At 68.3% G+C, this 19,404-nt stretch carries 20 protein-coding genes; 13 read left to right on the plus strand and 7 right to left on the minus strand.

The features are described 5' to 3' along the window. Nucleotides 1-7: 7 nt before the first annotated feature. Complete coding sequence (locus TSO5_RS01005; protein WP_109149852.1) at nucleotides 8-1,327, plus strand: replication-associated recombination protein A; 1,320 nt, start codon at nucleotides 8-10, stop codon at nucleotides 1,325-1,327. A gap of 63 nt (nucleotides 1,328-1,390) precedes the next feature. Here the strand turns inward: TSO5_RS01005 and TSO5_RS01010 are convergent, their stop codons facing one another. Both TSO5_RS01010 and TSO5_RS01015 read right to left on the minus strand, forming a co-directional pair. Further along, entirely contained in the window at nucleotides 1,391-1,618 is a 228-nt protein-coding gene (locus TSO5_RS01010; protein ID WP_098739542.1) for a hypothetical protein, read from the minus strand. A 171-nt stretch (nucleotides 1,619-1,789) separates the two neighbouring features. Beyond that, nucleotides 1,790-2,647 (minus strand): cell envelope integrity EipB family protein, encoded by an 858-nt coding sequence (locus TSO5_RS01015; protein WP_247870517.1) that lies wholly within the window; start codon nucleotides 2,645-2,647, stop codon nucleotides 1,790-1,792. Between the two features lie 108 nt (nucleotides 2,648-2,755). Here TSO5_RS01015 and TSO5_RS01020 point away from each other — a divergent pair, with 108 nt between their 5' ends. The 6 genes from TSO5_RS01020 to TSO5_RS01045 all read left to right on the plus strand — a co-directional run bounded on the left by TSO5_RS01020 (nucleotide 2,756) and on the right by TSO5_RS01045 (nucleotide 11,352). Next, nucleotides 2,756-3,796 (plus strand): D-glycerate dehydrogenase, encoded by a 1,041-nt coding sequence (locus TSO5_RS01020; protein WP_247870518.1) that lies wholly within the window; start codon nucleotides 2,756-2,758, stop codon nucleotides 3,794-3,796. 255 nt (nucleotides 3,797-4,051) lie between these two features. Next, nucleotides 4,052-4,768, plus strand: coding sequence for a GGDEF domain-containing protein (locus TSO5_RS01025; RefSeq protein ID WP_109149854.1), 717 nt, complete (start codon nucleotides 4,052-4,054; stop codon nucleotides 4,766-4,768). Between the two features lie 255 nt (nucleotides 4,769-5,023). Then, the gene (locus tag TSO5_RS01030; RefSeq protein ID WP_109149855.1) at nucleotides 5,024-5,431 is read left to right on the plus strand and encodes a response regulator; all 408 of its coding nucleotides are present in this window, start codon (nucleotides 5,024-5,026) and stop codon (nucleotides 5,429-5,431) included. A gap of 41 nt (nucleotides 5,432-5,472) precedes the next feature. After that, complete coding sequence (locus tag TSO5_RS01035; protein WP_109149856.1) at nucleotides 5,473-6,867, plus strand: PleD family two-component system response regulator; 1,395 nt, start codon at nucleotides 5,473-5,475, stop codon at nucleotides 6,865-6,867. 92 nt (nucleotides 6,868-6,959) lie between these two features. Continuing rightward, complete coding sequence (locus TSO5_RS01040) at nucleotides 6,960-7,625, plus strand: phosphatase PAP2 family protein (RefSeq protein WP_109149857.1); 666 nt, start codon at nucleotides 6,960-6,962, stop codon at nucleotides 7,623-7,625. A gap of 196 nt (nucleotides 7,626-7,821) precedes the next feature. Beyond that, complete coding sequence (locus tag TSO5_RS01045; RefSeq protein WP_109149858.1) at nucleotides 7,822-11,352, plus strand: DEAD/DEAH box helicase; 3,531 nt, start codon at nucleotides 7,822-7,824, stop codon at nucleotides 11,350-11,352. A 9-nt stretch (nucleotides 11,353-11,361) separates the two neighbouring features. Here TSO5_RS01045 and TSO5_RS01050 read toward each other — a convergent pair whose 3' ends face one another. After that, nucleotides 11,362-11,871 (minus strand): DUF4405 domain-containing protein, encoded by a 510-nt coding sequence (locus tag TSO5_RS01050; RefSeq protein WP_109149859.1) that lies wholly within the window; start codon nucleotides 11,869-11,871, stop codon nucleotides 11,362-11,364. Between the two features lie 185 nt (nucleotides 11,872-12,056). Between TSO5_RS01050 and TSO5_RS01055 the strand changes: the two genes are divergently transcribed. From TSO5_RS01055 to arfB, 5 genes are read left to right on the plus strand one after another with little or no spacing between them, the layout of a single operon-like run. Continuing rightward, nucleotides 12,057-12,941 (plus strand): AraC family transcriptional regulator, encoded by an 885-nt coding sequence (locus tag TSO5_RS01055; RefSeq protein ID WP_109149860.1) that lies wholly within the window; start codon nucleotides 12,057-12,059, stop codon nucleotides 12,939-12,941. A 22-nt stretch (nucleotides 12,942-12,963) separates the two neighbouring features. Continuing rightward, nucleotides 12,964-13,698: an AzlC family ABC transporter permease gene (locus TSO5_RS01060; RefSeq protein ID WP_199230784.1), complete on the plus strand. Its 735-nt coding sequence runs from the start codon at nucleotides 12,964-12,966 to the stop codon at nucleotides 13,696-13,698. Continuing rightward, nucleotides 13,691-13,999, plus strand: coding sequence for an AzlD domain-containing protein (locus TSO5_RS01065; RefSeq protein WP_109149861.1), 309 nt, complete (start codon nucleotides 13,691-13,693; stop codon nucleotides 13,997-13,999). Before TSO5_RS01060 ends, TSO5_RS01065 begins: the two co-directional genes overlap by 8 nt. A gap of 56 nt (nucleotides 14,000-14,055) precedes the next feature. After that, nucleotides 14,056-14,964 (plus strand): 16S rRNA (adenine(1518)-N(6)/adenine(1519)-N(6))-dimethyltransferase RsmA, encoded by a 909-nt coding sequence (gene rsmA, locus TSO5_RS01070; RefSeq protein ID WP_109149862.1) that lies wholly within the window; start codon nucleotides 14,056-14,058, stop codon nucleotides 14,962-14,964. Continuing rightward, nucleotides 14,961-15,380, plus strand: coding sequence for an alternative ribosome rescue aminoacyl-tRNA hydrolase ArfB (gene arfB, locus TSO5_RS01075; RefSeq protein ID WP_109149863.1), 420 nt, complete (start codon nucleotides 14,961-14,963; stop codon nucleotides 15,378-15,380). The genes rsmA and arfB overlap by 4 nt, the downstream gene beginning before the upstream one ends. Nucleotides 15,381-15,390: 10 nt before the next feature. Here arfB and TSO5_RS01080 read toward each other — a convergent pair whose 3' ends face one another. Then, the gene (locus TSO5_RS01080; RefSeq protein ID WP_109149864.1) at nucleotides 15,391-15,735 is read right to left on the minus strand and encodes a hypothetical protein; all 345 of its coding nucleotides are present in this window, start codon (nucleotides 15,733-15,735) and stop codon (nucleotides 15,391-15,393) included. A gap of 221 nt (nucleotides 15,736-15,956) precedes the next feature. On the opposite strand from TSO5_RS01080, the gene TSO5_RS01085 reads away from it, so the two are divergent. After that, the gene (locus TSO5_RS01085) at nucleotides 15,957-17,192 is read left to right on the plus strand and encodes an MFS transporter (RefSeq protein ID WP_109149865.1); all 1,236 of its coding nucleotides are present in this window, start codon (nucleotides 15,957-15,959) and stop codon (nucleotides 17,190-17,192) included. Nucleotides 17,193-17,198: 6 nt separating this feature from the next. Here the strand turns inward: TSO5_RS01085 and TSO5_RS01090 are convergent, their stop codons facing one another. From TSO5_RS01090 to TSO5_RS01100, 3 genes are all read right to left on the minus strand, one after another. Next, nucleotides 17,199-17,690 (minus strand): GNAT family N-acetyltransferase, encoded by a 492-nt coding sequence (locus TSO5_RS01090; protein WP_109149866.1) that lies wholly within the window; start codon nucleotides 17,688-17,690, stop codon nucleotides 17,199-17,201. After that, nucleotides 17,687-17,983, minus strand: coding sequence for a DUF1778 domain-containing protein (locus TSO5_RS01095; protein ID WP_109149867.1), 297 nt, complete (start codon nucleotides 17,981-17,983; stop codon nucleotides 17,687-17,689). The genes TSO5_RS01090 and TSO5_RS01095 overlap by 4 nt, the downstream gene beginning before the upstream one ends. A 119-nt stretch (nucleotides 17,984-18,102) precedes the next feature. Beyond that, a complete protein-coding gene (locus TSO5_RS01100; RefSeq protein WP_247870519.1) occupies nucleotides 18,103-19,398 on the minus strand; it encodes an O-acetylhomoserine aminocarboxypropyltransferase in 1,296 nt (431 codons plus the stop codon). Nucleotides 19,399-19,404 lie beyond the last annotated feature (6 nt).

The raw sequence follows: 19,404 nt of genomic DNA on the forward strand, positions 1-19,404 counted from the left end.
ACCCATCATGGCAAAACGCGGCGAGTCGGGCGGGGATGCCGGGCTGTTCGAGTCGGCGGCTCCCCGCCCGCTCGCCGACCGGCTGCGCCCGCGCACGCTGGACGAGGTGGTCGGGCAGGACCATCTGCTGAAGCCTGAGGGGCCGCTGGGCCGCATGGTCGCGGCGCGGCGGCTGGCCTCCATGATCCTGTGGGGGCCGCCCGGCTGCGGCAAGACCACCATCGCCCGCTTGCTTGCCCACAGCACCGACCTGCATTTCGAACCGCTGTCGGCGGTCTTCTCCGGCGTAGCCGATCTGCGCAAGGTGTTCGATGCCGCGCGGGCCCGGCGGGTGGCGGGGCAGGGCACTCTGCTGTTCATCGACGAGATCCATCGCTTCAACCGCTCCCAGCAGGACGGTTTCCTGCCTTTCGTCGAGGACGGCACCGTCACGCTGGTCGGCGCCACCACCGAGAATCCATCCTTCGAACTCAACGCCGCCTTGCTGTCACGGGCGCAGGTCTTCGTGCTGAACCGCCTGGACGATGCGGCGCTGGAAAAGCTGCTGTCGCGGGCGGAGGCCGAGATGGGCCGGCCGCTGCCGCTGGACGCCGATGCGCGCGCCGCGGTGAAGGCGATGGCCGACGGTGACGGCCGCTTCTGCCTGAACCTGTGCGAGGAGCTGTTCGCGCTGCCGGGTGACACGGTGCTGGACACCAACGCGCTCGCCGCCACCATCCAGCGTCGCGCTCCGCTCTACGACAAGGCGCAGGAGGGGCATTACAACCTCATCAGCGCCCTGCACAAGTCGCTGCGCGGGTCGGACACCGACGCGGCGCTCTACTGGTACAGCCGCATGCTGGATGGTGGCGAGGACCCGCGTTACATCGCGCGGCGCCTGACCCGCTTCGCCGTTGAGGATGTCGGGCTGGCCGATCCCAACGCCCTGACCCAGGCAATCGCCGCCTGGGAAGCCTATGAGCGGCTGGGCAGCCCGGAGGGTGAACTGGCCCTGGCGCAGCTGGTGATCTATCTGGGGACGGCGCCGAAATCGAATGCCGGCTATACTGCCTACAAGTCGGCGGTGCGCGCGGCGAAGGAAACCGGTTCGCTGATGCCGCCCAAGCATATCCTGAACGCGCCGACCAAGCTGATGAAGACCATCGGCTACGGCAAGGGATACGAGTACGACCACGACACGGCGGAGGGCTTCTCCGGCCAGAACTACTTCCCCGAAGGGATGGCGCGGCGCGAGTTCTACCAGCCGGTGGAGCGGGGGTTCGAACGCGACCTGCGCAAGCGGCTGGACTATTGGGCGCGGCTGCGCGAGCGGCGGGGGGACGAGTAGGAGGTGGACGTCATACTGGCGCCGGAAAGTCGGCGCCAAACGACCTCCGTTGAACCGTGCCTTTTACGCCGCCATCCCATCGGCCGGTGCCGAGGCGATCAGGCGATAGTGGCTGGTGTCGGCGAGGACCGAGCAGCTGAGGGTCTTCGACACCCCCTCGTCTTCGGTGCTGACGACGCGGGCGTGCGGGATGCCCAGCAGGTTGACCGTTGCCGTCACCCGCCAACCGCGGCCGCCGGCGCTGCCGACCGGTTGGAAAACCTGCCCGATCTGGACATGCTTCTTGCTCATGACGGATAAACCCTCGGACGGCCGGTTGCCCATGGGCAAAATCCGGCCTGTTGCGCAAAACCCCAACCCGCAGTTAAGCGCAGCGGCGAGTCGCGATCAACAGGGAAACCATCGGATGTCCCCTGGATCGGCAAACCCGATGTGAATTGTCACGGGCGCGTTGCGCCGCCGTCAACATCCCGACTTCGGCAGTGCCTCGATCTTGTCCAGCACCGCGTTGACGGTGAAATCGCCATAGTCGATCTGCATGGACTCGGCGATGCCGTTTTCCAGCAAATGCAGGCTCATCTCATACTCCGGCTGGGCCGAATCGCTCTGCGTCGGGAAGAAGGCCATGCGGACCGGCCAGGCCTTGCCCACCTTCAGCAGCGGATCCTTGCCGGCATCCGTCGGCGCGCCTGGCTTGCCGACGACGGTCGACACCTCGGTCGGTCCTTCCGCGTCGGACCCGTCGAAGATGGTGCGGGTGAAGAAGGGGTCCTTCCGTTCGGCATGGTCCAGGATCGCCAGCGTGTGGGCGGTCGGGAACATGGTGCCGGCCGGCAGCTCCATCTCCTGCGGTTCGGGCTTGGTGAACTGGGCGGTGCCGGCGCCGTCGCGGTTCAGGTTCGCCTCGCCGCGCACCTCCTCGTCCACCTCGCCGTTGACCAGCTTGCGGACGTTGAAGCGGTAGCGCAGGCCGTCCTTCGATTCCCAGGTCGTGTAGTTGGTGTTCATCGCCATGTCGTCGCCTTCGCTGTAGACGAAGCGCAGCTGGAAGCGCTGCTCCGTCGTCCAGCCGTCGCAGGCGTCGGCCCATTCGAACATCATGCGGCCGCGAACGTCGCTGACCTTCGAGCCGTTGCGGGCCGAGGCCAGCGACATGGTGTAGATCGCCCGGTGCGGCTGGATCCTGGCCGCCACCGCCGCCATGGAGGTCGCGGCCGGCTGAGCCAGGACGGGGGAGGCCGCGAGGAGCGCACCGGTGGAAACGGCGGCCGCGAGGACCGCGCCGACGGTTGCCGGAAAGGCGGAAAGACGGTCGAGCAAGACGGGATCCACAGGTGATTGACGGCTCTTGGTGAAGTATGGGTGTTTTTTCCGCGGTCCGAAAGGCCCGCCACCCGAATGTCTTATCAATGGAAGGGAACCGCCGGAATGACAAGCCCTGCCGAGTTGCCGTTTGCGGCGCAGTCGGACAGTCCCGCCTCCCACCCCTCTGCCCAGCCCTCTGCCCGCCCGGTGCTGCTGCTGACCCGCCGCCTTCCCGAAGCGGTGGAGGCGCGGGCCTCGCGCGATTACCGGGCCGTGCTCAATCCGGAAGACCGCGCCTTCAGCGGGGCGGAGATCGCCGCCCGTGCGGCGGAGGTTGGGGCCGACGCCGTGCTCTGCTGTGCCGGTGATCGGCTGGACGCCGCCGCCATCGCGGCCTTGCCGCAGCGGTTGCGGGTGCTGGCGACCTTTTCCGTCGGCACCGACCACATCGACCTGGAGGCGGCGCGCGCCCGCGGCCTGACCGTCACCAACACGCCGGACGTTCTTACCGACGCCACCGCCGACATCGCGCTGCTTCTTCTGCTGGGTGCCGCGCGCCGCGCCTCGGAGGGCGAGCGGATGATCCGTGCCAATGCCTGGACCGGATGGACACCGACCCAGCTGATGGGCACCCATGTCGGCGGCAAGCGGCTGGGCATCGTCGGCATGGGCCGCATCGGACAGGCGGTGGCGGCCCGCGCCCGCGCCTTCGGCATGACCATCCATTACAGCAACCGCCGGCGCCTGACCCCGGACCTCGAACTGGGCGCCACCTATCATACCGATCCGGAGGCGATGCTGCCGGTGTGCGATGTCCTGTCGCTTCACTTCCCCGCCACGGCGGAAACCCGACATTGGCTGAACGCCGAACGGATCGGGCGGCTGCCGCCGGGGGCCATCCTCATCAACACGGCGCGCGGCAGCGTGGTCGACGATGAGGCGGTGATCGCCGCGCTGAAGGCCGGGCGGTTGGCGTCCGCCGGGCTCGACGTGTTCGAGAACGAGCCGAACCTGCATCCCGGCTACCGCGATCTGCCCAACGCGTTCCTGCTGCCGCATCTGGGCAGCGCCACGGTGGAAACGCGGAATGCCATGGGATTCAAGGCGCTGGACAACATCGATGCGGTGATGGCCGGCCGGCCGGCGCCGGATCGGGTGGTGTGACGGGTGGGTGGAGCCTTTTACCGGGCCGGCGTTTCGGCCGCCCCTTACCGGCAGGGATTTCCTGCCCCGAACGGTTGGGGTGGGCAGAAGATGCCGGTCCGGTAGGAAAGAGGCTCCATCCCCTACCGATGATCCGACGGCGCAATCCGCCGGAAATGCATAAAATGCTTGGTATCTGCGGGGTGCGGCGGGTTGGCACAGGGGTTGCTTGGGTAGAGGCGAAGTGTTCCGACCTTCATCAGAGGAGCCGACCCCATGAATGCCATCGTCGCCGCCCTGGACCTGAAGCACCACACCTCCGACCGTTTCGACGTGCCGGCCGGATGGTCGCCGGTCGCGTTGGCTTCGCGTGTCGGGCTTCTGCGGGGGACTGAGCGCCAGACGCTGGACGAGACGATCGCGCTGCTCGCCGAAGCCAAGGAGACGATCGCCGAGTTGCATGAGCGCATCGCCTACCTGGAAAGCCTGACGATGACGGACGAACTGACCGGCCTGTTGAACCGGCGCGGCTTCTACAGCCACTTCCGGCGCGAGTTGGCCTCGGCCCGCCGCAACGGGTCCGCCGGCGGCCTGCTGGTCATGATCGACCTGGACGGTTTCAAGGCCATCAACGACACCCACGGCCATATCGCCGGCGACGCCTATCTGCGGCAGGTGGCGCGGATGATCGTCGGCAATGTCCGGCAGGAGGACGTGGTCGCCCGGCTGGGCGGTGACGAGTTCGCCGTGCTGCTGACCAACACCGACACCGCCAGCGGCCTCGCCCGCGCCCGCCAGCTGGCCGCCATCGCCGACGCCACCCATGTCGAATGGGGTGGGCAGTCGCTGCCGGTCCGTTTCTCCGTCGGCACCCAGCCCTATGGCGCCGACGACAGCGAGGACGAGGTGATGCGCCGCGCCGACGCCATGATGTACGGCGCCAAGGGGGCCCGCCGCCGCGATGCAAAGCGCAAGACCAGGCGGGCGGCCTGAGCCGTCACGCAGCTCCATTTCAGTATATTGCCGTTGTCGATAACCGATCGCCGCCCGCGTCCGCCGCGGGCGGTTTTCGTTTGAATGCAGGGTGGTCCGCGGTCATCAGGGCTGCCATCCAGCGGTCCGGTAACGACTATTTAACCGTCGCGACCTAATCAGAAAGGGGCTATACCGGTCTTGCGACCCCGCAACTGCGGTACGCAATCCGGTAATGGACGGCGTGAACGCGGGGGTCACACCCAGGGAGGATGCATGTCAGCGGAGCCTTGCGGTCCATTGGTGACCGGTGGTGGGCCGACGAAGACCGTCCTCATCGTCGAGGACAACGAGCTGAACATGAAGCTCTTTCATGACCTGCTCGAAGCGCACGGCTATGGCACGCTGCAGACCCGCGAAGGCATGGAGGCGATGCGGCTGGCCCGTCAGCACCGCCCCGACCTGATCCTGATGGACATCCAGTTGCCGGAGGTTTCCGGGCTGGAGGTGACCCGCTGGATCAAGGACGATCCGGATCTGAGGAGCATTCCGGTCGTGGCCGTCACCGCCTTCGCCATGAAAGGTGACGAAGAGAAAATCCGTCAGGGCGGTTGCGAGGATTATGTCGCGAAGCCCATTTCGGTTGTGAAGTTCCTCGAAACAGTCAAAAAGTTTCTCGGCTAAGTCTGTTTTCTCTGTAGCAATTCTGCAGGAATTTCCTTCCGATGTCCGCGCGTGTCCTTGTCGTCGACGATGTACTGCCGAATGTGAAGCTGCTCGCGGCGAAGCTGACGCGCGAGTACTTCAATGTTCTGACGGCCTTCAACGGACCCGACGCGCTTGAGATGGTGCGGAAGGAATCGCCGGACATCGTCCTGCTGGACGTCATGATGCCGGGCATGGACGGGTTCGAGGTGTGCGAGAAGATCCGTTCCGATCCCGCCACCATGCACATTCCCGTGGTGATGGTCACGGCGCTGTCGGACATCGCCGACCGCGTCCGCGGCCTGGAGGCCGGGGCCGATGATTTCCTGACCAAGCCGGTGAACGACATCGCGCTGTTCGCGCGCGTCCGCTCGCTGGTTCGGCTGAAGATGATGATGGACGAGTGGCGCCTGCGCGAAAGCACGTCCGGCCAGTTCGGCGTCATCGAGCGCAGCGGTACCATGCTGAGCGAATCCTTCGAGCGCGCCAATGTGCTGGTGCTGGAGGACTCCGCCCTCGACCTGGAAAAGGTGACGGAGACGCTTCAGCGCGACCACAACATGGTGTTCTCCGCCGACACCGGCGCCAAGGCGCTGGAACGCGCGCTGGGCACGCCGCTCGATCTGGTGGTGGTCAGTCTGACCCTGCTGAACGAGGACGGTCTGCGCCTCTGCTCGCAGTTGCGCTCGCATGAGCGCACGCGGCAGGTGCCGATCCTGCTGATGGTGGACGAAGGCGACCTGGGGCAGGTGGCGAAGGGGCTGGAACTCGGCGCCAACGATTACGTCGTCAAGCCGGTCGACCGGAACGAGTTGCTGGCCCGCGCCCGCACCCAGATCCGGCGCAAGCGCTATCAGGAACGGCTGCGCTCCAATTACGAGCAGAGCCTGTCGATGGCGCTGACCGACAGCCTGACCGGCGTCTTCAACCGCCGTTACGTCAACGCCCATCTGCCGCGGCTGCTGGAACGCGCCATCGACAGCCACAAGCCGGTGTCGGTGCTGATGTTCGACATCGACCATTTCAAGGTGGTCAACGACACCTATGGCCACGCCATCGGTGACGAGGTTCTTCGTGAGGTGTCGGCCCGCGCCAGCCGCAACCTGCGCACCTTCGACCTCGTCGCCCGGCTGGGTGGCGAGGAGTTTATCGTCATCCTGCCCGATACCGACGGGGAAGCCGCGCTGATCGTCGCCGAACGCCTGCGTTCGCGCATCGCCGACATGCCCTTCGCCGTATCGACCGGCCACGGCGAGATCAACGTGACGGTGTCCGTCGGCATCTCGATCGGCGGACGGCTGGGCGATACCGCCGAAGGGCTGGTCCGCCGGGCCGACGAGGCGCTGTACGAAGCCAAGCGGTCGGGCCGCAACTGCGTCATCGCCGACGCCCGCGCCGACCAGATGGAGGGGTAGGGGCGGGGCTTTCGACTCGTCCTCTTGCCGATCCTGCTGCGCCGCACCATGTGGCAAAGCCGTTCGTTTCCACCGGCATCCATGGGGGACCGATGCTCGCCACCGCCAGCGGCGCCATCACCCATCTGGGCAGCAGCAGCCTTCTCGTCCCGCTTTCCGCCCTCTATGCGACAGCGCTGTGGCGGCACCATTCGGCGCCGCTGGCGCTGCGCTGGCTGCTTGCCCTGTCGCTGTGCCTTGGCGCCATGGTGGTGCTGAAGCTGGTGGGGCATGGCTGCGGCCTGCCCGATTTTCCGCTGTTCCCGTCGCTGTTCGCCGGCGACCGTTTCGTCAGCCCCAGCGGTCATGCCGCCTTCTCCGCCGTCTTCTACGGGTCGGTGTCGGCGCTGGCGGCGCGCAGTGCCCGATCGCGCTGGCTCCGCATCGTGCTGCCGCTGGCGGCGGTGGCGCTGGTGCTGGCCATCGGCGCCTCGCGTATCGCAGTCTCCGCCCATTCGGGGGCCGAGGTGGTGGCCGGGCTGATGATCGGCGGGCTGTCGGCCCTGCTGTTCCTGTGGAGCAGCCGCAAGGACGCCGTCCCGCGCCTGCGTCCCTCCCCCTGGCTGGCGGGGGCGATGGCGCTGGGGCTGGCTCTGCTGGTCCACGCCGGCGATCCGTCCTTCGTCGAGGGAACCATCCGCTGGGCCGCCCATCAGTTGGGCAGCGAGGGCGGCCTGTGCGAACTGGCCAGCCGGGTATTCCCCGGCAATCGCGGGTAAATCACCAACCGGGGTGAAGCCGCTGTCGTCCTGTGCTATGACGGACGGCCGCGCCCGGTTCCGCCGTTGCGGCACCGTTCGCGTCAATGCTTGAGCCTAAGGCTTGCGCCACGCCGCGCAAGATCCTATACCGACGCCCCGTTTCCGTTCCGTTCCGCCCCATTCCATCAGCTTTCGCCTGGTCACCTCGCACCGCATGTCGCTTTTCGATGCCCTGCCGCGTGGCCCTTCGTCGGGTGGCGCCGCCGTCCCCTTCGGTCAGGAGGACCTGACGCGCGTCTTCGATGCCAAGACGCTGCAGCGCGGCCGCACGCTGATGATGACCGGTGCGGTGACGCTGGGTCCTCCCGGCGGCGACCGGATCGAGGCGGAGGTCAGCGATCTCGGCCGCCGCCTGTCGGTGACGGTGACGCCGGTGCAGGGCAAGCGCAGCATCGTGCTCGACCGCAGCTGTTCCTGTGGCCGCAACGCCTGCGCCCATATGGCGGCGGCGGCGATGCTGGCGCTGGAAAGCCGGCCGGAATGGCGCCGCGCCTCGCTGTTCGACGTGGCGGACGTGAAGGCTCCGCTGGTTCCGCCTCCTCCGCCGCCGCCTGTACCCGTCGCGCCCACCCCGGCCGCAGCGGCCCCCTCGGCACCGCCCGCTCCCAAGGCTCCGCTCACCCTGGTCCGCCCGCCGGTCCCGCCGCCGATCCGTAGCGTGGCGCCCCAGCCCCCACCGCCTCCACCCCCGGCACCCAAGCCGGAGCCGGTGCGCAGCCTGCGCTGGACGCTGGAGCCGGGGCAGGGCGACGTCGCCTGCTACATCCTGGTGGAATTCGTGGCGGAGGGATCGGCCGACGCCAGCCCCGCCAGCCCGCGCGACGTGCTGGCCAAGGCGCCGCGCTCCGTCGACGGCGATGCCGACCGTGCCATCGCCCGGCTGCTCGGCGGCGGCGGCACCGAACGCACCCCCGTTGCCAAGAGCCGGGGAGAGGCGGTGGACCGCCTGCTGCGTCGCCTGCTCTCCACCGGCCGCCTGCGCTGGCGCGACGGCACCCCGCTGGCCGAGGGGCCGGGCCGCACCGTCCGCGCCTTCCGCGACCCCGCCACCCGCAAGCTGCGCCCGACCGGCCTGCCCGAACGCAGCGTGCTGGTGAAGGGTCAGTCCTATTGGTGCGTGGACAGTGCCTCAGGCACTGTTTTCCCGGTCGACCTCCAGGTGGTGGAGGTGCCGAAGGCCAAGCCGGTACCGGCCGCTCCGCCACCGCCGCCGGTTCCGTCCAAATCTCCCCCATCCAAATCTCCCCCGTCCAAATCGACGCCGTCCCGCCTGTTCGGTCCGTCGCGCGGTGGTGTGGCGTCGATGCCGCGCATCACCCCGCCGCCGCCCTCCATCGCGACATCCAGCTTCCGCGACAACGCCATCCCCGGCGTGCGCAGCGGGGCGGCCGATGCGGCGGCCATCGTCGAGCGCTCCCCCCGAATCATCGCGCGCCTCGGCCGCGTGGTGACGCCGGCCGACGGGCTGGTCGACGTGCTGCGCCTCTCCTTCGACTATGGCGAGCCCGGCCGCGCCGTGGAGATCGAGCCCGACGACCAGCGCCAGTTCGCCCGCTATGAGGACGACTTCGGCGATGTCACCTTCGTCCGACGCGACAAGGCCGACGAGCAGGCGGCGCTGGACCGGCTGTCCGGCCTCGGCTTCGCCCAGGCGCGGATCGAACCGCCGAAGGGCGCGCTGAACGCCCGCGGCTCCCGCGTCCACTGGCTGACCGGCCGCGACGTCGAGGAGCGCTGGCAGCATTTCCTGACCAACGAGGTCCCCGCCCTGACCAAGGCCGGCTGGATTATGGAGGTCGGCGCCGATTTCGGCACCAAGGTCATCGAACCGGGGGCGGAGGTCGAGGTTGCCGTCCGCGATGCCGGCGACGGCTGGTTCGACCTTGATGTCGGCGTGGAGATCGACGGCGAGCGCCAGCCGCTGCTGCCGATCCTCGCCCGGCTGGTGGAAAAGGGCGGCCTGTCGACCACCCGTGTCATCGACGGCCGCGCCCACATCGTGCTGGACGACGGCAATGTCCTGGCCCTGCCGGCCGAGCGGATCGAGCGGCTGCTCAGCGTTCTCGAAGCGATGCTGGACAGCGGGCGCAGCAGCGGCGACCGGCTGAAGGTGCCGCTGGCCGAGGCCGACTCGCTGCTGGACATCGACGATTTGATCGCCCGGCGCGGCGACGAGACGGCGCAGATCGACGGCTATCTCCAGCGCCTGCGCGCCGACGAGATGCCGGGCGACATGACCCCGCCGCCAGGCTTCCGGGGTGAACTGCGCGATTACCAGCGCGGCGGTCTGGCCTGGATGCAGAGCCTGCGCGCCAACAACGTCGCCGGAATCCTGGCCGATGACATGGGGCTGGGCAAGACCGCCCAGACGTTGGCCCACATCGCCATGGAGGAACATGAGGGCCGGCTGACCGAGCCCTGCCTCGTCGTGGTGCCGACCAGCCTCGTGCCCAACTGGGTCGCGGAGTCGGAGCGCTTCACCCCGCATCTGCGGGTGGTGGTGCTGCATGGCGTCGACCGCCATGGCAAGCTGTCGGAGATCGACCGCGCCCACATCGTCGTCACCACCTATGGCGTGGTGGCGCGCGACGTCGATCTGCTGAAACGCCTGACCTGGCACATGATCGTGCTGGACGAGGCGCAGGCGATCAAGAACCCCGACGGCAAGGCGACCCGCGCGGTGGCGGCGCTGCCGGCGCGGCACCGGCTCTGCCTGTCCGGCACGCCGGTGGAGAACAATCTGGGCGAGCTGTGGAGCCAGTTCGCCTTCCTGATGCCGGGCCTGCTGGGCGACCGCAAGGATTTCGGCAAGCGTTACCGCGTGCCGATCGAGAAGCGCGGCGACAACACCCGCGCCAACCTGCTGATGCGCCGCATCCGCCCCTTCCTGCTCCGCCGCACCAAGGAGGCGGTGGCCAAGGAGCTGCCGCCAAAGACCGAGGTGGTGGTGCGCATCGACCTGGAACGCGACCAGCGCGACCTTTACGAGACCATCCGCCTGTCGGTGAACGAGACGGTGCGCGCGGCGTTGGCCGCCAGCGGCAAGGGGCTGGGCCAGAACGCCATCGCGGTGATCGACGCGCTGTTGAAGCTGCGGCAGGTCTGCTGCGACCCGCGCCTGCTGAAATCCATCGCAGCGCTGGGCGGCAAGGCGCGGCCGAGCGCCAAGCTGCACGCCCTGACCGAAATGGTGAAGGAGATGGTGCCGGAAGGCCGGCGCATCCTGATCTTCTCGCAGTTCACCACCATGCTCGACCTCATCAAGCTGGAATTGGAGAAGGCGCACATCCCCTATGTCGAGCTGACCGGCCGTACGCTGGACCGCGCCGAGCCGGTGAACCGCTTCCAGAACCGCGAGGTTCCGGTCTTCCTCATCAGCCTGAAGGCCGGCGGACGCGGCCTGAACCTGACCGCGGCCGACACGGTGATCCATTACGATCCCTGGTGGAACCCGGCCGCCGAGGATCAGGCGACCGACCGCGCCTATCGCATCGGCCAGGACAAGCCGGTCTTCGTCTACAAGCTGATCGCCGCCAACACGGTGGAGGAACGCATCCTCGACCTCCAGCGCCGCAAGGGCAGCCTGTCCGCCGCCACCATCGAGGGCAAGGGGCTGGTCAGTGCTCTCGACGGCGGCGATATCGACTATCTGCTCGGTGACGGCGAGGAAGACGGGGAGGAATAGGCCCCCGCCTCAGTTCGCCCGCTTCGCCGCCAGCAGGCTGGCGACGGCAGCGCCGTTCTTGCCGGCGCGCTCGCCGATGGCGGTCAGGGTCTCGCCCGGCGCGGCGTCGATGTTGGCGGTCTTCAGCACTTCCATCGCCTTGTCGGGCGTGAGGCCCAGCGCCGGCGCCGCTGCTTCCAGCGTCGCGCCCGACAGCGCGCCGAACACCGCCCCCGGATTGACGCTGCCGCCGCCGGTGGTGCCGGTCATGCCGGTGAAGACCACCGACACGACGATGCTGGCGATGAAGGCGGCTTGCGCGGCGTACCGCTTCAGATAGCCCAGGAAAGCCCGCCAGTTCTTCACCAGATGCCAGAGCGCGATGGCGGAGAACGCCATGCTCAGCCATTCGTGGGAAAAGCGCACCAGCCCGGTGTTCCAGTGCAGCAGCAGCATCACGCCGGTCACCGTGGACACGACGAAGGTGACGATGGTGACGGGGGTGACCACGTCGCGGGTCATGGTCTTGGAGATGGTCATGGCAGTCGCCCTTGATCCGGTGTCGTTTCTTGTTGGCGGCCATGATCGCTCGCGACTGTAACTGGACAATATCCGGCGGGGTGTGGCTGTGTAACAGTGTGTAACGTGCCGGCCGGCGTGCTATCGGCCGCTCCGCCCGCAATCCTGTCCAAGACGACCGTCACGCCCTCCTGTTAGACTGCGGCATGGACCAGCAATCGGCACTAAACCGGACACCGGCCGGCGGAGGCGATTTCGCCCGTTTGTGGCGGGAAGCGCGCTTCGACGGCATGGAATGCCTGAACGCCCGCTTCCAGCGCCACAGCTATGCCCCGCACACGCACGAGACCTATGTGGTCGGCGTCATCACCGCCGGGACGGAGTTGTACCGCTGCCGCGGCACCGAGCGGGTGGCGCGGGCCGGACAGGTCGTGGTTCTGGATCCGGAGGTTCTGCATGACGGCCGCCCGGCGGCGGACGGCTATGCCTACCGCATGTTCTACCCCTCGGTGGCGCTGTTCGAACAAGCGATGACGGATGCGCTGGGCCGGCCCGTCGCCCCGCATTTCGCCGCGATGGAACTGGACGACCCGGAGTTGTTCCAGGCCCTGCGCGGCCTGCACCATGGGCTGGAGGGGCCGTACCGCGAGCCGCTGCGCACCGACACCGACGCGCTGCGCGCCTTCACTGCGCTGGCCCTGCGCCACGGCGACCTGACCGCCCGTCCGCGCGATGCCGGGCAGGAGCCGGCGGCGGTCCGCCGCGCGCGGGAGTATCTGGACGCCCATCTCGACAGCCCGGTGGAACTGGCCGATCTGGCCGAGGCGGCGGGGCTCAGCCGATTCCATCTGCTGCGCGTCTTCCGCGCGGCGGTGGGCACCACACCGCACGGCTATTTGACCGACCGCCGCGTCGCCCAGGCCAAGCGGCTGCTCGCCGGTCCGTTGCCGCTTGCCGACGTGGCGCTGGCCTGCGGTTTCTGCGATCAGGCGCATTTCAACCGGGTGTTCAAGGGGCGGGTCGGCGTCTCCCCCGGCCAATACCGGCGCGGCAGCAATCCCGTCCAAGACGCGCCCGCCGTCGCCGCCTAGTTTCGCAGCCATGAGCAAGCACATGAGCATGGGTAGCTACCCCATACCGGCATCCCCGCGGCAGGAGTTCGCGGCGGGCGTCGTCCATTGCCTGCCCATCGTGGCCGGCGCGGTTCCTTTCGGCTTCCTGCTGGGCAGTCTCGCCGCCAAGGCCGGGCTGTCGGCGCTGGACATGGGGCTGATGAGCGCGCTGGTCTTCGCCGGCAGTTCCCAGTTCGTTGCGGTCGAACTGCTGGACAAGGGCAGTGCAGGGTTGGCCGTCGTCGGCGCCATCCTGCTGGTAAACCTGCGTCACCTGCTGATGGGCACGACGCTGGAGCCGCGCTTTCGCGGCGTTCCGCGCGCACGGGCCGGGCTGGCGCTGTTTTTCATGACCGACGAGCAATGGGCGTTGGCTTTGCGCCGCGGGCCGGAGCTGACGCTGGCCTATTGGTACGGCGTGGCGGCGACGCTCTATCTGGCGTGGCTGACCAGCACGGTGGCGGGGACGCTGGCCGGGACGCTGATTGCCGACCCCGCCGCCTGGGGGCTGGATTTTACCTTCATCGCCGTCTTCCTCTGTCTGCTGGCCGGGTTCTGGCGTGGAGTCGGTTCGCTGCCGCCCTGGCTGGCGAGCGCTGCCGCCGCGCTGGCCGTCCATGCGCTGTCTTCCGGAGGGACATGGCACATCCTGGCCGGCGCGCTGGCCGGCGGAGCGGTTGCCGCAATGCAAGCGAAGGGGCCGGGACTGGGGCAGGGGAGGGCGCGCGATGCTTGAGTCGCTGCACCTGGACTGGAACGTCTTCGCCATCGTTCTGGGCGGGGCGCTGGTCACCTGGATGACGCGGATCGGTGGGCCGTGGCTGATCGCGCGGATCCGGCCAGGCCGGGCGGCGAGTGCCGCGCTGGAAGCCACGCCGGGAGCCGTCTTGGTCGCCCTGGTGGCACCCGCCGCCCTGTCGCGTCCGTCCGACGCGTTGGCCGCCGCCTTCGTCTGCCTGATCGCCCGGCGCGTGCCGATGGTGGTCGCCGTGATGGCTGGCGTGGTCGCGGTCGTGCTGCTGCGCCGACTGCTGTAATCATTGTTGCAAACTGCCGTCTGGTGAAGCGGGCGGGGGATGCCTATAAGTCGGGAATGACCGACCCGATCTCCGCCCCCTCCGCGCCCGCATCCACCCCGGCTGGCTTCGACCCGCACGCCCTGCCGCCGCTGCGCGACGTGATCGCGCGCTTTGGGTTGGAGGCGCGCAAGTCGCTGGGGCAGAACTTCCTGCTCGACCTGAACCTGACAGGGCGGATCGCGCGCTCGGCCAATCTGCCGGCCGGCACCACCGCCATCGAGGTCGGTCCCGGTCCCGGCGGCCTGACCCGCGCGCTGCTGGCGACCAATGCGGTGAAGGTCATCGCCATCGAACGCGACCGCCGCTTCATCGAGGCGCTGCAGGACGTCATCGAGGCATCGCAGGGCCGCCTGAGCATCGTCGAGGCCGACGCCCTCACGGTGGACCCGGAAGACCTCGCCCCCGCGCCGCGCGCCATCGTCGCCAACCTGCCCTACAATATCGCGACCCCGCTTCTGCTCGGCTGGCTGGCGCGGATCGAGGCCTATGTCAGCCTGACGCTGATGTTCCAGAAGGAGGTCGCCGACCGGCTGGTGGCGAAGCCGGGCAGCAAGGCCTATGGCCGGCTGTCTGTCATCACCCAGTGGCGCTCCGACGCCCGCGTGCTGTTCAACCTGCCACCGCGCGCCTTCACCCCGCCGCCGAAGGTCGAATCGACGGTCGTTCACCTGACTCCGCGCATGAACCCCGAGCCAGCCGACTGGCGCGCGCTGGAACAGGTCACCGCCGCCGCCTTCGGCCAGCGCCGCAAGATGCTGCGCCAGAGCCTGAAGTCGCTCGGCAATGCCGAAGCCCTGCTGGAGGAGACCGGCATCGCCCCGACCGCCCGCGCCGAGGAGATCGACGTCGCCGGCTTCGCCGCGCTGGCCCGCGCCTTCCGCGCCCGCCATCCGCTGGAGCCGCCACCGGAGGCGTCGACATGATCCGGGTCAACCCCCGCATCAGCCTGGACGAGAGCGAATTGCAGGAGGAGTTCATCCGCGCCTCCGGCCCCGGCGGCCAGCATGTCAACAAGACGGAGACCGCGGTTCAACTGCGCTTCGACGTGCGCCGTTCGCCGAACCTGCCCGACCCGGTGCGCTACCGGCTGGAGCGGCTTGCCGGTTCGCGCTTGACCCAGGACGGGGTTCTGATCCTGGTGGCCGACCGCTACCGCTCGCAGATCCGCAACCGCGAGGACGCCCGCGAACGCCTGATCGATCTGATCCGCGAAGCCGCCGCCCCGCCGCCGCCGCCCCGCCGCCCGACCAAGCCGACGAAGGGATCCAAGGAGCGGCGACTGGAGGGCAAGGCCAAGCGGTCGGAGGTGAAGAAGATGCGCGGGAACGTTCACGACTGAACGTATTCCCTCAGAGCGCCATCTTCATTTCGACATCGTCATAATCCACCCGCAAACCGTCCCGGTCGTCGATCAGTCCGGCCTCGACCAATGCGGTCACGTCCAAATGGACGTTACGGTAATCGCGGCCCAGTGCCCCGGCCAATGCCCGGATGCTTGCGGTGGGAGTGCGATGAAGATGCCGAAGGATCTCCAGTCGCTTCGGCGTGAGAACCCGCGCCATCCCCTCGAAGGACTCGAAGGTGATGTGGTGCTCCCGGACGGTTTTCCCGGCTGCATGGCGGCGGAGCGCATCCTTGATGGCAGCGGCCTCGGCCTGGAGGTCGATCCCGATGTGGATCTGAAGCGTCGTCATAGCCTTCCCTCCCTGACCGCCGCGATGTGTAAAGCCACATATGGCGACCCACCACATCATGTCCAGCCCTGTTGACCGACAACGCTGCCACCCGATTCGACGCGGCATGCCCGCCATGAGGCAGGCGCATTGGACGGTTCAACCATCCCGTGCCAGCTTTGCTTTTCGCTTGCCTGTGAAACATTTCCCGGCCCGAACAGGTCCGGGGTCGGAGACGTTCGATGAGCCACCCTTCCGCCGCCCTGCCGTCGCCGACCTCGGCGCGGCTGTCCGTCGGGTTCGCCTGGGTCGGGCATTCGCTGATGCACATCGTGTCGGCGCTGTTCCTCACCATCGTGCTGGCGCTGGAAACGGAATGGAAGCTCTCCTATGACGAGCTGATCCGGCTGTGGACGCTGGGCGCCTTCATGATCGGGCTGGGGGCGCCGCTCGCCGGCTGGCTGGGCGACCGCTGGAGTTCTGCCGGCATGATCGCCGTGTTCTACCTGATGACCGGCGCCGGCGCGGTGCTGGCCGGACTGTCGGACGGGCCGGAGATGCTAATGTGGTCGCTGGCCCTGCTGGGGCTGGGGGCGTCGATCTACCACCCCGTCGGCATGGCCTGGATGATGGCGAACGCCGAGAATCGCGGAAAGGCGATGGGCTGGCTTGGCCTGTTCGGTACCTTCGGCGTCGCCACCGCCGCGGTGGTCGCCGGCAGCCTGACGCAATGGCTGAACTGGCGCATGGCCTTCATCATCCCGGGTGCGATCTGCCTCGTGCTGGGCGTTGTTCTGGCCTTGCTGATGATGACCGGCGTGGTTCAGGACCGCCACGCCGACGTGAAGCCGCAGCCCAAGCCGTCGCGCGGCGACGTGGTGCGCGCCTTCTTCGTGCTGTCGCTCACCATGGTCTGCGCCGGTCTGATCTTCAACGCCATGCAGGTGGTGCTGCCCAAGCTGTTCGAGGCGCGGCTGGGCGGTTGGCTTGGCACCGGCACGCTGGGCGTCGGCGGGCTGGTGACGGCGGTCTACCTGATCTCCGCCCTGCCGCAGATGGTCGGCGGCGTGCTGGCCGACCGCCATTCGCTGAAGCGGGTCTATATGCTCTGCCTGCTGGCCCAGATTCCGCTGATGGCGGCGGTCGCCGTGCTGGCCGACGTGCCGCTGGTGGCCGCTGCCGCCTTCGTGGTCATCGCCTCGCAGACGCAGATCCCGGCGGAGAACATGCTGCTGGCCCGCTATACCCCGGACAAGCACCGCGGGCTGGCCTTCGGCGCCAAATACATCCTGTCCTTCGGCGCCGGTCCGCTGGCCGTGCAACTGGTCGCCTGGGTCTATGAGCGGACCGGTGAGTTCACCATGCTCTATCTGACCCTGTCGGCGCTGGCCGCCATCGCCTTCGCCGCCGCCCTGCTGCTGCCCGACGACCGCCGCAAGGCCGAACCGGTGGCGGAGCCGTTGCCGGCGGCGGAGTGAGGTGCGCTACAGGTTCTCCCGCAGGTCGGCCAGAGTGACCATCAGCATCATCGGGTCAATCGGCGAGGGATCGAGGCCGAGGCGGAGATAAAAGCTCTTCGCCTCTTCCGACAATGCATGAACCATCAATCCGCGGACGCCGATCAGATCGGCCGCCTGCACGACCCGCAGGGCGGCGTCACGGAACAGCGCCCGGCCGAGACCCTGCCCCTGCCGTGTCCGCGAAACGGCGAGCCGCGCCAGCACCACCACCGGGATTGGGTCGGGCATGTTGCGGCGGAAACGTCCCGGCGCATCGGTGACTGCCACCGCGCTTGATGCCAAAGCGTAATAGCCGGCAATTTCGTCGCCAGCGCAGGCGACGAAGGTCCGCGACGCACCGCTGGCCTGATTTGCCATCGCCCGGCGCCTCAGCCAAGTGTCCAGCGACGGCGTGCCGGAGTCAAACAGGTCGACGCGGTGGTGGGGCGCAAGCGGTTCCGGCGCGGACAGCGTCATTCGCGGTCCCAGGGGGCGGCTGTCCGCATTGTCCGGCGCAGCCTATCGTTCGGCTTGGGCGGTGCGTCGAGACGGGCCAGGAACTCGGCATAGGCGTCCGGGCTGGCGGCGATGATCGCGCGGTCGAGCAGGGCATCCTCGGCGGCGCGGCGAGCCGCTTCCAGGATAAAGTCGGTGCGGTTCTTGCCTTGCGCCTGGGCTGCCCGGTCGATCAGGCTGCGCTCTTCCGGGCGGATGCGGATGTTCAGCGTCTCGCGCCGGGGCTTCTCTTCTGACGGTTCGACAGGCTGCATGGCGGCCACCTCCGGTTAGGGAGATAGCCTGCCACAGCGTAATGACAATGTCATTATCAACAAGCCAAGTCCGCCGTCAGGAGCGCGACGGCCACACCGGCGCGCTCCCCGCCAGATCGTCAGGCCAGTGTCTTGTTCAGTGCCTGATCAAGGTCGGCGATGATGTCCTCCGGCGTCTCCAGCCCGATCGACAGGCGGATCACGTCGGGACCGGCGCCGGCCGAGGCCTGGGCCTCCGCCGACAACTGGCGGTGGGTGGTAGAGGACGGGTGGATGATCAGCGACCGGGCGTCGCCGATGTTGGCGAGGTGGCTGAACAGCTCCACGCTCTCCACCATTTTCACGCCGGCCTCGAAGCCGCCCTTGACGCCGAAGGTCAGAACCGCACCGGCACCGCGCGGCAGGTACTTCTTCGCGAGGTCACGGTACTTGGACGACTCCAGCCCGGCATAGCTGACCCAGCCGACCGCCGGATGGCTTTCCAGGAACTGCGCCACCTTCAGCGCGCTGTCGGCGTGGCGCTGCATGCGCAGCGGCAGGGTTTCGATGCCGTTCAGCGTCAGGAAGGCGTTCATCGGCGCCTGACTCGGCCCCAGGTCGCGCAAGCCCACGGCATGGCCGTGGATGGTGAAGGCGAGATGGCCGAAGGTCTCGTGGAAGCGCAGGCCGTGATAGCCGGGGTCCGGCTCGCTCAGCGCCGGGAACTTGCCGGACTTGCTCCAGTCGAACTTGCCGCTGTCGATCACCACGCCGCCGACCGAGGTGCCGTTGCCGGACAGGAACTTGGTGGTGGAATGCACCACCAGCGTGGCGCCCCACTGGATCGGGTTGATCAGGTAGGGGGTGGCCAGCGTGTTGTCGACGATCAGCGGGATGCCGGCCTCGTCGGCGATCTTGGCGATGGCTTCGATGTCGGTCACCACGCCGCCGGGGTTGGCGAGGCTCTCCACGAAAATGGCCTTGGTCTTCTCGGTCAGCGCCGCCTTGACGTTGTCCACGTCGTCGGTGTCGACGAGGCTCGGCTGCCAGCCGAAGGCGCGCGGGAAGCTGATGCCGAGCTGGTTCAGCGAACCGCCATAGAGCTTCTTTGACGCGACGATGTGATCGCCCGGCGCCATCAGCGGGAACAGCGCCAGCAGCTGGGCGGCATGGCCGGAGGAGGTCGCGGTGGCGCCGGCGCCGCCTTCCAGATTGGCCAGACGCTCCTCCAGCACCGCCACCGTCGGGTTGGTCAGGCGGGAGTAGATGAAGCCGACCTTCTGCAGGTTGAACAGAGAGGCGGCGTCGTCGACATCCTCGAAGACGAAGCTGGTGGTCTGGTAGATCGGCGTCTGCCGGGCGCCGGTCGCCGGGTCGGGAGCGGCGCCGGCATGGATGGCGCGGGTCTCGAAGCCGAAGCTCTTCTGCTCAGTCATCTGCGT

The organism is Azospirillum sp. TSO5, assembly GCF_003116065.1.
Classification (GTDB): Bacteria; Pseudomonadota; Alphaproteobacteria; order Azospirillales; family Azospirillaceae; genus Azospirillum.